A 12,701-nucleotide genomic window follows, 5' to 3' on the forward strand; every position below is an offset into this window, starting at 1 on the left:
CCTACGTCAGGGCGTGGTGGATGGTTCCCGGTGCTCGGGGTGGACCCAGCCGGGCTTGCGGTACCTGAGCAGGGCCGCCGGGATGGCGATGCCGAGGACGAGCAGTCCGCCGCCGACGATCAGGAGGTAGCGCCACAGCGGCTGGTTGCCGAACTGGTCCGGCGGCACGAAGCCGATGACGAGGGCGGCGAGGGAGGCGGCGAAGCCGATGCCGGCCACCCACTCGACGGCGGGGACGCGGAAGCCGCGCTCGACCCCGGGCCGGCTGCGGCGCAGCTTGACGACGGCCACGAACATCAGCAGGTAGGCGATGAGGTAGATCTGCACGGTGATCACCGAGAACATCCAGTACGAGCTGGAGACGTCGTCGCTGAACGCGTAGAGGACGGCGATCAGGGTGGTGATCACGCCCTGCGCGACCATGATGTTCATCGGGGCGCCGGCCCGGTTGAACTTCTGCAGGGCGGGCGGCAGATAGCCCTCCTGCCGGGAGAGCAGGACCAGGCCCTTGGCGGGTCCGGAGAGCCAGGTGAGCATGCCGCCGAGGGCGGCGCAGACCAGCATGACGCCGACGACCTTGGTCATCCAGCCGATGGAGAAGTGGTCGAAGAAGGCCTGGAAGGCCTGCATCAGACCGGCGGTGAGGCTGAGTTGCTCCGAGGGCATCACGCAGGCGATGGCCAGGGCCGGAAGGATGAAGATCAGCAGGACGAGGCCGGTCGCCAGGAACATCGACTTCGGGTACTCGCGCTTGGGTTCGCGCAGCGAGGAGACGTGGACGCCGTTCATCTCCATGCCCGCGTAGGAGAGGAAGTTGTTGACGATGAGGACCAGGCTGGCGAGGCCGGTCCACGGCGGCAGCCAGTGGTCGGGGCTCATGGGCTGCGCGGAGGGGTTGCCCTGGCCGAGGAAGACGATGCCGAGGGCGACGAGCAGCACGCCGGGGATGAGGGTGCCGACGATCAGGCCGAAGGAGGACAGGCCGGCGATGGTCTTGGTGCCGCGCGAGGAGATCCAGACCCCCGACCAGTAGATGACGATGATGACGATCGCGACGTACGGCCCGTTCTCCGCGAGGGAGGGGTCGATGACGTACGCGAAGGTCGAGGCCACGTAGGCGAGCAGGCTCGGGTAGTAGGCGATCGTCATGGCGAACTGGCACCAGACGGCGAGGAAGCCGAGCGGTCTGCCGAGCGCCTCGCTGACCCAGCGGTAGATGCCGCCCTCCCAGCCGGAGGCGAGTTCCGCGCCGACCAGGGCGGTGGGCAGCAGGAAGACGAGGGCGGGGAGGAGGTAGAGGAAGATCGCCGCGAGTCCGTAGATGGCCATGGACGGCGAGGGCCGCAGCGAGGCGACGGACGCGGTGGTCATGAAGGCGAGCGTCAGCCAGGAGATGAACTGGCGCCGGGTGCCGTCGTCCCGGACGGGTTCCGCGTCGGTCGCCGCGGGCGCCGCGGTGTTCCCGGCCGGGTCCGCCGGATCGTCAGTGGTCGTCATGGGCCCATGATCAGCGGACCGGACGAGCTTCGCATGTCGGCCGAATGAGGGGGATAGCGGCCGGTTCCCCTCCCCCGGGTGGATCACGAACACATATCGTTCACAAATCAACTGGCCCCCTCACATTCGGCTGCCCTACCGTCGTGATCTCCAGGGGTGGGGCGGTCTCGCCATGCCCCGATCCGCTCCCCGAAGGACGCCGCATGACCATGCCCACCCACTCCCCCGACCAGCAGCCCTGGGGCCCGCCGGGGATGCAGCCGCCCCCGGCCCAGCCCCGCAACGGGCTCGGCACCACGGCGCTGGTGCTCGGCATCGTGGGCCTGGTCCTCGCGATCATCCCGTTCCTCTTCTGGCTCGGCGGCATCCTGGGCCTGCTGGCCCTGATCTTCGGCATCGTCGGCGCCTCCCGGGCCGGCAAGGGCCTGGCGACGAACAAGGGCGCGGCCATCAGCGGTCTGGTCCTGGGCGCCGTCTCGATCGTCGTCTCCATCGCCTGGACCGTGGTCATCGCCACGGCGGTGAAGGACGTCGCCGACGAGATAGAGAAGTCGGGCGGCCTGCCGACCGCCGGCTCCTCCGCCAAGCCGGGCGCGAAGGGCACGACCCCGACCGACGCGCCGACGACCGAGGCCCCGGCCGGTGCGGACTCCGGCGCGCTGAAGTTCGGCGAGACCTTCGCGTACGAGGACGGCGTCAAGGTCACGGTCTCCCGGCCCGAGGCCCACACGCCCGACGGCTTCGCCGTGGGCTACACCAAGGGCAAGCACAAGGCCTTCCAGGTGACGGTCACCATCGTCAACGGCAGCAAGGAGGCCATCGACATCACGGCCGCCCTGCCGAACGCGAGCGACGCCGCCGGCGCCTCCGCCGAGCTGGTCTTCGACGGCAGCAACTCCACCAAGCCCTTCGAGGGCAAGGTGCTCCCCGGCAAGCAGGCCAAGGCCGACTTCACCTTCGCCCTCGCGGCCGACGCCGCCGGTGAGCTCCAGGTCGAGATCTCCCCGACCGTCCTCGATCACGAGTCGGCGGTCTGGACCGGCCCGACCAAGTAGCGCGAGCGGGTGCCGGCGGCGCCCTTCCGGGCGGCCCCCAGGACATAGCGTCGAATTGACGATTAGACTGGGGGCGTGCCTCAACTACGTCTCGCCCTGAATCAGATCGACTCGACGGTCGGCGATCTCGCCGGCAACGCCGAGGCCGTCGTCCAGTGGACCCGGCACGCCGCCGAGCAGGGGGCGCACGTCGTCGCGTTCCCCGAGATGGTGCTGACCGGCTACCCCGTCGAGGACCTGGCGCTGCGCCCCTCGTTCGTCGAGGCCTCCCGGGCCGCCCTGCGGGCGCTCGGGCGGCGCCTCGCGGACGAGGGCCTCGGCGAGCTGCCGGTCGTCGTCGGCTACCTCGACCGCTCCGAGCACGACCGGCCGCGGCTCGGCCGGCCCGCGGGCTCCCCCGAGAACGCCGCCGCGGTGCTCCACCGCGGCGAGGTGGTGCTGCGCTTCGCCAAGCACCACCTGCCGAACTACGGCGTCTTCGACGAGTACCGCTACTTCGTACCGGGCGACACCCTGCCCGTACTGCGCGTCCACGGCGTCGACATCGCCCTCGCGATCTGCGAGGACCTGTGGCAGGAGGGCGGCCGCGTCCCGGCCGCCCGCAGCGCGCGGGCCGGTCTGCTGCTCTCGGTCAATGCCTCGCCGTACGAGCGCAACAAGGACGACACCCGGCTCGAACTGGTCCGCAAGCGGGCCCAGGAGGCCGGTTGCACGGTCGCGTACCTGGCGTCCACCGGCGGCCAGGACGACCTGGTCTTCGACGGGGACTCGATCGTCGTCGACTCCGCCGGCGAGGTCATCGCGCGCGCCCCGCAATTCGCCGAGGGCAGCGTGATCCTGGACCTGGAGCTGCCGGCCGCCGAGGCGGACGGGCCCACCGCCCTCGACGGAGTCGCCGACGGACGACGCGTGGAGGACGGGATGCGGATCGACCGGGTGGTGCTCTCCGAGGAGCCGCTGCCCGCGTACGAGCCGGAGGTGACGGGCGGATACGCGGAGCGGCTCGACGACGACGAGGAGGTCTACTCGGCCCTCGTCGTCGGACTGCGGGCGTACGTCGCCAAGAACGGCTTCCGGTCCGTCCTGGTCGGTCTGTCCGGCGGCATCGACTCCGCGCTCGTCGCCGCCATCGCCTGCGACGCGGTCGGCGCGCCGAACGTGTACGGCGTCTCGATGCCCTCGAAGTACTCCTCGGACCACTCGCGCGGCGACGCCGCCGAGCTCGCCCGCCGCACCGGCCTGAACTTCCGCACCGTCTCCATCGAGCCGATGTTCGACGCCTACATGGGCTCGGTCGGTCTGACCGGTCTCGCCGAGGAGAACCTCCAGTCGCGCCTGCGCGGCACCCTGCTGATGGCGCTCTCCAACCAGGAGGGGCACCTCGTCCTCGCGCCGGGCAACAAGTCCGAGCTCGCGGTGGGCTATTCGACCCTGTACGGCGACTCCGTCGGCGCGTACGGCCCCATCAAGGACGTCTACAAGACGGACGTCTTCCGGCTGGCCCGCTGGCGCAACCGCGCCGCCGAGGAACGCGGCCAGGTCCCGCCGATCCCGGAGAACTCGATCAGCAAGCCCCCGAGCGCCGAACTGCGCCCGGGCCAGGTCGACACGGACTCGCTGCCGGACTACGCGGTCCTGGACCGGATCCTGGAGCTCTACGTCGACCGCGACCGGGGCAAGGACGAGATCGTCGCCGCGGGCTTCGACGAGGAGCTGGTCGCCCGCACGCTGCGGCTCGTGGACACGGCGGAGTACAAGCGCCGGCAGTACCCGCCGGGCACCAAGATCTCGGCGAAGGGCTTCGGCAAGGACCGGCGGCTGCCGATCACCAACCGCTGGCGGGAGACCCGGAGCTGACGGGCTCTCGGGTCAGAGCCTGACGCGGGCGGCGATGGGAAGGTGGTCGCTCTTCGTCTCCGGCAGCGTCCAGGAGGAGACCGGCTCCACGCCCTTCACCATGATCTGGTCGATGCGGGCCATCGGGAAGGACGCCGGCCAGCTGAACCCGAAGCCGTCGCCCGCCGCGCCCTGGGTGGAACGCAGCTGCGAGGTGACGGCGTTGAGGGAGCGGTCGTTCATGGTGCCGTTGAGGTCGCCGAGCAGCACGATCCGCTGACGCGGGTCGTGCGAGATGGCCTCGCCGAGGGCGTTGGCGCTGTTGTCGCGCTGGTTGGCGGTGAAGCCGGCGTTCAGCTTGACCCGTACGGAGGGGAGGTGGGCCACGTAGACCGCCACCTCTCCGGCGGGGGCGGCGACCGTGGCGCGCATGGCGCGGGTCCAGCCCATCCGGATGTCGACCGGCTGGGCGTCCCGCAGCGGGTACTTGCTCCACAGGCCGACCGTGCCCTGCACCGAGTGGTAGCGGTAGGTGCCGGCCAGGCCCTCCTCGTAGACCGGCACCATGTCGCCCTTGAGCTCCTCCAGGGCGACCACGTCGGCGCCGGACGCGGCGATCTGACGGGCCGTGCCCTCGGGGTCGGGGTTGTCGGCGTTCACGTTGTGCGTCATGACGGTGAGGTCGCCGCCGTCGGCCGACTTGTCGACGACCAGGCCGCCGAAGAGGTTGAGCCAGACCACGGCCGGCAGCACCAGGGCGATCAGCGCGGTCGCGGAGCGGCGCAGCAGGGCCAGGACGAACAGCAGCGGCACGAACAGGCCGAGCCAGGGCAGGAAGGTCTCGGTCAGGCTGCCGAGGTTGCCGATCCGGTTGGGGATGTCGGCGTGGAACACCATCAGGAGCGTCAGAAGCACGGCGCACAGGGCGATCAGGATGCCGCGGCGCCAGATGCCTCGGTCGCCGCGCAGGGCCCGGAGGCGGCCGGCGAAGCGGGTGGCGGTGCCCTCGCGCCGCGCCGCGCCGCCGTTCTCGGTCTCCGTCATGTCCACCCGCGCCATCGCTGCCGTCCTCACTGCCTTGCTCTGCGACCCGGACTCGACACTAGGCGATTCCGGTTCGGTCGTACTCCCCGAGGGACGACGGAGCCGCGTGGCGGGTTCCTGCAGGGGGCGCGAGGCGTCGGGCTGTGACAGAACGCGCACATTCGTACGACTCGTCCGGCGGGGGTCAGCGGCGCGGGCGCAGCCCCTCCAGGACGGCGTCGACGACCCGCTCGGCGAGGTCCGGTTCCAGGGGGGCGCCGGGGCGGATGACGGTGCGCAGCAGCAGCGGGCCGGTGAAGAGGTCGTTGACGAGCTCGACGTCGAGGTCGTCGCGGATCTCGCCGCGCTCCATCCCGCGGCGTACGACGTCCAGGCCGAGGCGGCGGCGGGGTTCGATGACGGTCTGGTGGTAGGCGTCCCACAGCTTGGGATAGGCCTGCATCTGCGAGAACACGTTGTGCAGCAGCGCCGAGTTCCGCTTGGCGAGTCCACGCCGCCGGATCGACTCCATGAGCGCGACGAGGTCGTCGCGGACCGAGACGCCGGGCAGCACCGGGTCCGGGGCCTCGACGGAGCGCAGGAGGTCGACGAAGAGCTCCTCCTTGCCGGGCCAGCGGCGGTAGATGGTCGCCTTGCCGACCCCGGCGGTGCGGGCGATCCTCTCGATGGACAGCTCGGCCAGCGGGGTCCCGCCTTCGAGCAGCCCGACCGCCGCGTCCAGGATCGCCTGCTCGGCCGCCTCGCTGCGCGGGCGCCCGCGCCGGGCGGACCCGGAGCAGTCCTCGTCCGCCGCCCGCGCCAAGCCGTTCTCCTGCGACACGTCCGGTCCGCCTCTCCCTCTCCGGGCCTCTCGGCCGTCTCCGTCAGCTGCGTACCGATTCTCCCGCCTCGGCGCGGCTGCCGGGGACGCCGGAGCCCTCCTGGGCCGCGGCGGGGGTGCGGCCGGGCAGGAAGACGGCCACGACGACGGCGCCGATCAGGGCGACGGCGGCGGAGCCGATGGCGGTCACGTGCATGGCGTGGAGGAAGGCGTCGTACGCCGGGACGACCAGGTCGCGGCCGGCCGGGCCGAGCCGCTGGGCGACGGCCAGGGTGGCTTCGAGGGACTCGCCGGCTGCGTGGCGCAGGCCCGCCGGGACCGCGCCGAGGTGGTCCTCGATGCCGCCGCGGTAGGTGGAGGACAGCACGGAGCCGAGCACCGCCACGCCGAGCGCGCCGCCGACCTGGCGGAAGGTGTTGTTGATGGCCGAGCCGGAGCCGGCCTTCTCGCGGGGCAGCGTCTGCATCACGGCGACGGTGACCGGCGGCATGATGTGCGCCATGCCCGTGCCCTGGACGAAGAAGACGAGCTCCAGCACCCAGACGGGGGTGTCGGCGTCGAAGAGGGCGAAGCAGGCGAGGCCCGCGGCGACGGCCAGCATGCCGGCGGTGCAGACGGCCTTCGCGCCGAAGCGCTCGACGACGAGCCGGGCCCGCGGCGAGAAGAGCATCTGGGCGACGGCCAGCGGCAGGATCAGCAGGCCGGACTGCAGGGCGGTGTAGCCGCGGACGCTCTGCAGGTAGAAGGCGGAGAAGAAGGTCACGCCGAGCAGGGCGAAGAAGACCAGGGCGATGGCGGCGACGGCGGCCGAGAACGCGGGCTTGCGGAAGTACGAGATGTCGAGCGCCGGGTGGTCGCTGCGCTTCTCGTACAGCACGAAGGCGACGAGGACGGCGAGGCCGGCCAGCGCGGGCACGAGGACGGTGACGTCGGTGGCGCTCGCCAGCTCGCCGCCGCGGATGATGCCGTACACCAGCAGGACCAGGCCGAGGACGGAGAGCAGCACGCCGGGCAGGTCGATCCGGCCGGGCCTGGGGTCCCTGGAGTCGGGCACGAGACCCACCATGAGGGCGAGGGCCGTCAGCACGACGGGGACGTTGACCAGGAAGACCGAGCCCCACCAGAAGTGCTCCAGGAGGACTCCGCCGGTGATGGGCCCGATGGCGATGGCGAGGCCGACGCCGCCGGCCCAGATGCCGATGGCCTTGGGCTGCTCCTCGCGCTCGAAGACGTTCATGAGGACGGCCAGGGTGGCGGGCATGACGAAGGCGGCGCCGAGGCCCATCAGGGCCCGGTAGGCGACGAGCTCGCCCGGGGAGCCGGAGAACGCGGCGAGCGCGGAGGCCGCGCCGAAGACGGTGATGCCGAAGAGGAGCACCCTCTTGCGCCCCAGCCGGTCGCCGAGCAGGCCGGAGGTGAAGAGGAGTCCGGCGAAGACGAGCGTGTAGGAGTTGATGGCCCACTCCAGCTCGCTCTGGGTGGCGCCGAGGCCGGTGGGCGCGGGGCTGGCGATCGTCTTGACCGCCACGTTCAGGATCGAGTTGTCGAGGACGACGATCAGCAGGCTGAGCATCAGGACGCCGAGTATCACCCAGCGACGGCGGTGCACGGCCTCGGGGACGCGGGGCAGGACGAGTTCGGGGGACGGCTGAGACATGCCCCTCACCCTAGACCCATTTCGATACGAGACCGTCTCGTATCGAAAAAGCAGACGGTTTCTTTACCGTGGGACCGCGGGCACGTTGCCGCGCGTTGCCGGGGTGTGAACAGCGCCACTCCGCCCCACTTCCCCGCCCGCCCGGCGAAGTGCCACCATGGACATGGTCCGGGGACGCCACAGGGCGCCTCGAGATGACGAAGGAGCCGTTCACCATGACGCTTCAGGCTGCCCAGAAACCGCCCGCCGACAGCAGCAAGGCGCTGTACGGAGGGAAGGGCACCCGCCGCATCACCGTCCACGACATCGCCGCCGCCAAGACCCGCGGCGAGAAGTGGCCCATGCTCACCGCCTACGACGCCATGACCGCCTCCGTCTTCGACGAGGCCGGCATCCCGGTGATCCTCGTCGGCGACTCGATGGGCAACTGTCACCTCGGCTACGACACCACCGTGCCCGTCACGATGGACGAGATGACGCTGCTCTCCGCCGCCGTCGTACGGGGCACCAAGCGCGCCCTGGTCGTCGGCGACCTCCCCTTCGGCTCGTACCAGGAGGGCCCGGTCCAGGCCCTGCGCAACGCCACCCGCCTGGTCAAGGACGCGGGCGTCGGCGCGATCAAGCTCGAAGGCGGCGAGCGCTCGCTGCCGCAGACCGAGCTGCTCGTCCAGGCCGGCATCCCCGTCATGTCCCACCTGGGCCTGACCCCGCAGTCCGTCAACACCATGGGCTACCGGGTGCAGGGCCGCTCCGACGAGGCCGCCCACCGGCTGCTCAGCGACGCCAAGGCGGCGCAGGACGCGGGCGCCTTCGCCGTGGTCCTGGAGCTCGTCCCGGCCGAGCTGGCCGCCGAGGTCACCCGCTCGCTGCACATCCCCACCATCGGCATCGGCGCCGGCGCCGACACCGACGCCCAGGTCCTCGTCTGGACCGACATGGCCGGTCTGACCGGCGGCAAGGTCCCGCGCTTCACCAAGCAGTACGCCAACCTCCGCGAGACGCTCGGCGACGCCGCCCGCGCCTTCGCCGAGGACGTCGCCGGCGGGGCGTTCCCCGCCGAGGAGCACACCTTCCACTAGTCCCACCAGGCCCACCAAGCCACAGCGGCACCAACGACAGCCCGCCGACCGTCCCCCGTCGGCGGGCTGTCGGCGCCCATGGGCGCGTGTCGGCGCTTGTCGGCGGTGCTGTCGGTCGGCTGTCGGTGCGCTGTCGGTGGCCACCTGTTCCATGGTGGACATGACGCGATCACACACCAACGCCGTCGAGGTCCGGGGCCTCGTGAAGCACTTCGGCGAGACGAAGGCCCTCGACGGGGTCGACCTGGAGGTCCGCGAGGGCACCGTGCTCGGGGTCCTCGGCCCCAACGGCGCCGGAAAGACCACCCTCGTCCGCTGCCTGTCCACCCTCATCGTCCCGGACGCCGGCACCGCCGTCGTCGCCGGTTACGACGTGGTGCGCCAGCCCCGCCAGCTGCGCCGCACCATCGGCCTCACCGGCCAGTACGCCTCGGTCGACGAGAAGCTGTCCGGCCGGGAGAACCTGTACATGATCGGGCGGCTGCTCGATCTGTCCCGCAAGGACGCCCGGGCCCGCGCCGACGAGCTCCTGGAGCGCTTCTCCCTCACCGAGGCCGCCAAGCGCCCCGCGATGAACTACTCCGGCGGCATGCGGCGCCGCCTCGACCTGGCCGCCTCGATGATCGGCCGGCCCGCCGTGCTCTACCTGGACGAGCCCACCACCGGCCTCGACCCGCGCACCCGCAACGAGGTCTGGGACGAGGTCCAGCGGATGGTCGCCGAGGGCGCGACCGTGCTGCTCACCACCCAGTACATGGAGGAGGCGGAGCAGCTCGCGAGCGAGCTGACCGTCATCGACCGCGGCCGGGTCATCGCCCGGGGCGGGGTCGACGAGCTGAAGGCCCGGGTCGGCGGCCGCACCCTCCAGGTCCGCCCGGCCGACCCGGCCGACCTGTCCGCCATGGCCGCGGCGCTCCGCGAGGCCGGCCTGGACGGCATCGCCGGCGCCACCGTCGTCCCCGACGAGGGCGTGCTCTACGTGCCGATCCTCAGCGACGAGCAGCTGACCGCCGTCGTGGGCCTGTTCGGCTCCCGCGGCTTCGGCATCGCCCACATCGGCACCCATCTGCCCAGCCTCGACGAGGTGTTCCTCGCCATCACCGGCGAGAAGACGCCCACCACCGACGGCGCCCAGGACGCGCTCACCCAGGAGGTCGCCGCATGAGCACCACCACGCTCCCCCAGTCCCCCGTCGACGCCAAGGGCCCGGCGCCCGCCAGGCGGACCGCGGACGCCGCCGACGGCCGGATCGGCCTGCGGGCCAATCTGCGCCACATCGCCGCCCTGGCCCGGCGCAACGCCCTGCAGATCAAGCAGGACCCGGAGTCGATGTTCGACGCCGTCCTGATGCCGATCATCTTCATCCTGCTGTTCACCTACGTCTTCGGCGGCGCGATGGCCGGCAAGGGCAACCAGAGCGAGTACGTGAACTACCTGGTGCCCGGTCTGATGGCGATGATGGGCATGAACATCGCGATGGGCGTCGGCACCGGCATCAACGACGACTTCAAGAAGGGCGTCATGGACCGGTTCCGGACCATGCCGATCGCCCGCTCCTCGGTCCTCATCGCGAAGATCGTCGTCGAGATCGGGCGCAGCCTGATCGCCACCACGATCCTGCTGGGCATGGGCTTCCTGCTCGGCCTGGAGATCCGCACCTCGGTGTTCCAGCTGCTCGCCGCCATCGGCCTGTCGATGGCCTTCGGCGCCGCCCTGATGTGGATCTTCATCCTGCTCGGTCTCACCATGAAGACGGCCCAGGCCGTCCAGGGGATGGCGATGCTGGTGCTGATGCCGCTGCAGTTCGGTTCCTCGATCTTCGCCAGCCCGACCACGATGCCCGGCTGGCTGCAGACCTTCACCGACTACAACCCGCTGTCCAACCTCGCCGACGCCGCCCGCGGCCTGATCAGCGGCGGACCCGTCGCCCACTCGGCATGGATGACGCTCGCCTGGGCGGTCGGCATCACCGTGGTCATGGCGCCGCTCGCGGTCGCCAAGTTTCGCAAGAAGACCTGAGCCACCGGGGGTTTCAGGACTCGGCGCGCCCGTTGATCGCGTCGGCGCGTGCGAGCAGGGCGGCGGCCTCCTCCAGGGAGAGGCCGCCGCCCTCGGCGTAGGCGGCCTCGAACTCCGTCCCGTCGCCGAGCGCGGCGCGCGCGAGCTCGGTCGCCCGCGCCCGGTTCTCCCGCTCCATGGGCGGCGGCAGGTGCCCGGGCGGCAGCAGCCCCTCGTACGCGCCGAGCAGGACCGCGGCCGTACGGGCCCGGGGGCCGCCGAGCCCGGCCAGCGCCCAGGCGGCCGTGATCAGATGGACCGCCGGCATCTGCGGCGCGACCATGATCGACAGGCCGCCGAGCGAGCGCTCGAAGGCCCGCCGGGCGAGGTCGAAGGCCTCGGCGTACCGCCCGTCCAGGTTCTCCACCCAGCCCAGGCTGCCGAGCGTGAAGCCCTCGAAGATGGAGAACGTCTCCGAGCTGAACTCGTCGAGCAGCCGCCGCAGATGCACCCGCGCCTCGGCCGTGCGGCCGGTCCTGCCGAGCAGCAGCGCCAGGAAGATCCGGGCCGCGAGCATCGGCTCGTGCCCGCGCCCGTGCTCGCCCTCGACGACCTCGCGCAGGATCTTCTCGGCCTCCTCCCGACGCCCGGTCTCGATCAGCATGTCGGCGTAGCGGGCGCGCAGCAGCGCCATCTGCGACTGGGCGCCGATCCGGCCCGCGTAGCCGATGGCGGCCTCGAAGTCCTCGGCCGCGCCGTGGAACTCCAGGCGCCGCTCGCGGGCCTCGGCGCGCGAGGACAGCGCCTCGGCCGCACCCCAGGCGTCGTCCAGGCGGACGAAGATCTCCAGGCTCTCCTCGGCGTCGGCGGCGGCCTGCCCGGCCAGGTCGGCCCGGTTGGCGAGCATGTTGGCGCGCAGCTGGAGGGCGTTGCCGAGCTCCCAGTCGTATCCGTAGCGGCGGCAGGCGGCCACATGGGCGTCCAGGGCCTCGCCCATGCGCCCGGGTTCGGCGATGAGGAGCACGGCGAAGACGCTGAAGGAGCCGGGCAGCCGGCAGGTCTGCGGCAGGCCCGGCGGATAGCAGGCGTTGATCCGCCGCAGCCGCTCCAGGCCCGCGGGGGTGGTCCACCGCCCCGTCTCGTGGTCCATGTTGAGCAGCTCGATCAGGCGCACCCCGCGCCTGGCCTCCCACAGCAGCTCCTCGTCGAGCGGCGGGGGCGCCGCGGTGACCGACTCGTACAGCGGTACGACGGGGGCGGCGTCCGGCCCGAAGGGGTCGGGGCCGAGGGCGGCGACCGACTCGGCCCAGTGCAGGGCGTCGGCCCGCAGGTCGCGCATGGTCCAGTACCAGAGCATCGCGTGGACGAGCACGAGCGCCTCGTGCTCGTCCCGCGCGGCGACCGCCCGGCGCAGCGCGGTGCGCAGGTTGCCGTACTCGGTGCCGAACCGGGCGGCGGCGGCGAGCTGCCGGCCGGTGCGCAGTTCGGGGTCGGTGCGGCGGGCGAGTTCGCGGTAGTACGTGAGGTGGCGCCGTTCGGCCGCCGCCCGGTCACCGGCCTCGTCGAGCCGCTCCGCCGCGTACTCGGCGACGGTCTCCAACAGCCGGTAGCGCATCCCGGCCCCGTCCCCGTCCCCGGTCTCGGCGGCCACCACCAGCGACTTGTCGACCAGCGAACCGAGCAGATCGAGCACCTCCCCACCCCCCGGCTCCCCG

9 protein-coding genes and 1 pseudogene are annotated in these 12,701 nt (G+C 71.9%); 5 read left to right on the forward strand and 5 right to left on the reverse strand.

Going from position 1 to position 12,701, the window contains the following annotated elements; genetic code table 11:
- Positions 1-6: 6 nt before the first annotated feature.
- Positions 7-1,497: an APC family permease gene (locus ACH414_RS24065; RefSeq protein WP_398943261.1), complete on the reverse strand. Its 1,491-nt coding sequence runs from the start codon at positions 1,495-1,497 to the stop codon at positions 7-9.
- A 203-nt stretch (positions 1,498-1,700) separates the two neighbouring features.
- On the opposite strand from ACH414_RS24065, the gene ACH414_RS24070 reads away from it, so the two are divergent.
- Positions 1,701-2,552, forward strand: coding sequence for a DUF4190 domain-containing protein (locus ACH414_RS24070; RefSeq protein WP_382548881.1), 852 nt, complete (start codon positions 1,701-1,703; stop codon positions 2,550-2,552).
- 75 nt (positions 2,553-2,627) lie between these two features.
- The gene (locus ACH414_RS24075; RefSeq protein ID WP_382548883.1) at positions 2,628-4,409 is read left to right on the forward strand and encodes an NAD+ synthase; all 1,782 of its coding nucleotides are present in this window, start codon (positions 2,628-2,630) and stop codon (positions 4,407-4,409) included.
- 12 nt (positions 4,410-4,421) lie between these two features.
- Here ACH414_RS24075 and ACH414_RS24080 read toward each other — a convergent pair whose 3' ends face one another.
- The 3 genes from ACH414_RS24080 to ACH414_RS24090 all read right to left on the reverse strand — a co-directional run bounded on the left by ACH414_RS24080 (position 4,422) and on the right by ACH414_RS24090 (position 7,909).
- Positions 4,422-5,447 carry an endonuclease/exonuclease/phosphatase family protein gene (locus ACH414_RS24080; RefSeq protein WP_391769192.1) on the reverse strand — a complete coding sequence of 342 codons (1,026 nt, stop codon included), beginning with the start codon at positions 5,445-5,447 and terminating at the stop codon, positions 4,422-4,424.
- 169 nt (positions 5,448-5,616) lie between these two features.
- Entirely contained in the window at positions 5,617-6,252 is a 636-nt protein-coding gene (locus ACH414_RS24085) for a TetR/AcrR family transcriptional regulator (RefSeq protein WP_382548887.1), read from the reverse strand.
- Positions 6,253-6,295: 43 nt separating this feature from the next.
- Positions 6,296-7,909 carry an MFS transporter gene (locus ACH414_RS24090; RefSeq protein ID WP_398943263.1) on the reverse strand — a complete coding sequence of 538 codons (1,614 nt, stop codon included), beginning with the start codon at positions 7,907-7,909 and terminating at the stop codon, positions 6,296-6,298.
- Between the two features lie 215 nt (positions 7,910-8,124).
- Between ACH414_RS24090 and panB the strand changes: the two genes are divergently transcribed.
- The 3 genes from panB to ACH414_RS24105 all read left to right on the forward strand — a co-directional run bounded on the left by panB (position 8,125) and on the right by ACH414_RS24105 (position 11,007).
- Positions 8,125-8,988 carry a 3-methyl-2-oxobutanoate hydroxymethyltransferase gene (gene panB, locus ACH414_RS24095; protein ID WP_382548891.1) on the forward strand — a complete coding sequence of 288 codons (864 nt, stop codon included), beginning with the start codon at positions 8,125-8,127 and terminating at the stop codon, positions 8,986-8,988.
- A 151-nt stretch (positions 8,989-9,139) separates the two neighbouring features.
- Complete coding sequence (locus tag ACH414_RS24100; RefSeq protein WP_382548893.1) at positions 9,140-10,153, forward strand: ATP-binding cassette domain-containing protein; 1,014 nt, start codon at positions 9,140-9,142, stop codon at positions 10,151-10,153.
- Positions 10,150-11,007, forward strand: a complete 858-nt coding sequence (locus ACH414_RS24105; RefSeq protein WP_382548895.1) for an ABC transporter permease — start codon at positions 10,150-10,152, stop codon at positions 11,005-11,007. Before ACH414_RS24100 ends, ACH414_RS24105 begins: the two co-directional genes overlap by 4 nt.
- Positions 11,008-11,020: 13 nt before the next feature.
- Here the strand turns inward: ACH414_RS24105 and ACH414_RS24110 are convergent.
- Positions 11,021-12,701: pseudogene (locus ACH414_RS24110) on the reverse strand (AfsR family transcriptional regulator); the annotation flags it as partial.

The sequence above is a fragment of the Streptomyces sp. NPDC020422 genome, assembly GCF_044386705.1.
Classification (GTDB): domain Bacteria; phylum Actinomycetota; class Actinomycetes; order Streptomycetales; family Streptomycetaceae; genus Streptomyces.

Excerpts from the sequence above, each read along its gene's own strand:
- ACH414_RS24065 (WP_398943261.1), bottom strand. The coding sequence starts at position 1,497 with ATGACGACCACTGACGATCCGGCGGACCCGGCCGGGAACACCGCGGCG.
- ACH414_RS24070 (WP_382548881.1), top strand. The coding sequence starts at position 1,701 with ATGACCATGCCCACCCACTCCCCCGACCAGCAGCCCTGGGGCCCGCCG.
- ACH414_RS24080 (WP_391769192.1), bottom strand. The coding sequence starts at position 5,447 with ATGGCGCGGGTGGACATGACGGAGACCGAGAACGGCGGCGCGGCGCGG.
- ACH414_RS24090 (WP_398943263.1), bottom strand. The coding sequence starts at position 7,909 with ATGTCTCAGCCGTCCCCCGAACTCGTCCTGCCCCGCGTCCCCGAGGCC.
- panB (WP_382548891.1), top strand. The coding sequence starts at position 8,125 with ATGACGCTTCAGGCTGCCCAGAAACCGCCCGCCGACAGCAGCAAGGCG.
- ACH414_RS24100 (WP_382548893.1), top strand. The coding sequence starts at position 9,140 with ATGGTGGACATGACGCGATCACACACCAACGCCGTCGAGGTCCGGGGC.
- ACH414_RS24105 (WP_382548895.1), top strand. The coding sequence starts at position 10,150 with ATGAGCACCACCACGCTCCCCCAGTCCCCCGTCGACGCCAAGGGCCCG.